Genomic DNA, 624 nt, shown 5'->3' with positions numbered 1-624 from the left:
CGCTTCGAAATCAGCGGTAGAAAGCTTCTGCGGACGTCGCTGCTTTTTCTTTCGCGGCAGATTTAACACAGTGACCGGATTGAGCGTACGATTGATTTCTTGGGCAGCCCAGAAATTTCCTCGATGCTTTTGATCAAACGCCAAAGCGTTACGTAGGCGCCGGTAATAATCCGGGCGGTAATCAGGGGCCGCCCGTAGTAAAGCACCAATAATATTGAGCTCATCAAGCTCAACGCCCTGCATCCGAGTCGCATAAAAATTACTGGCCAAACTAATATAGGCGCTTTGAGTCTCTGCATTCATATTATTCTTCTAATTATTATTTGCGTGACACATGCCACACAATCAATTATTGCAAATACGAAAACAAAAAAACAACAACCAGAGCATTATTTTTTATATAACCCCAAAAGCCAAACATTGCAAAGGTGCAAAAATTCTATCCTTTCTATATCGCATTCCGGACTTTGGTTCGTTGGCCAAGGACGATATCGTATCCACAACGCTCACTTAACCATAAAATAATACATGCGCAGGCCATGACATCACAGAACTCCCCGATACAGTTGCTCACAGCCCCCAGTAATACTGCTTGATCTTCTGCGCCATCAGCCTACGACGTTC

Annotated in this window: 1 pseudogene; it reads right to left on the bottom strand. The window is 44.4% G+C overall.

The window, feature by feature from the left end:
* A pseudogene (locus CXQ97_RS20990) lies at nt 1–303 on the bottom strand (site-specific integrase); the annotation flags it as partial.
* Nucleotides 304–624 lie beyond the last annotated feature (321 nt).

The organism is Arthrobacter sp. B0490 (assembly GCF_002929355.1).
Classification (GTDB): Bacteria; Actinomycetota; Actinomycetes; order Actinomycetales; family Micrococcaceae; genus Arthrobacter_D.
Note: the sequence above shows the minus strand (reverse complement) of the source record. Positions and strands in the feature narration are given on the sequence as shown.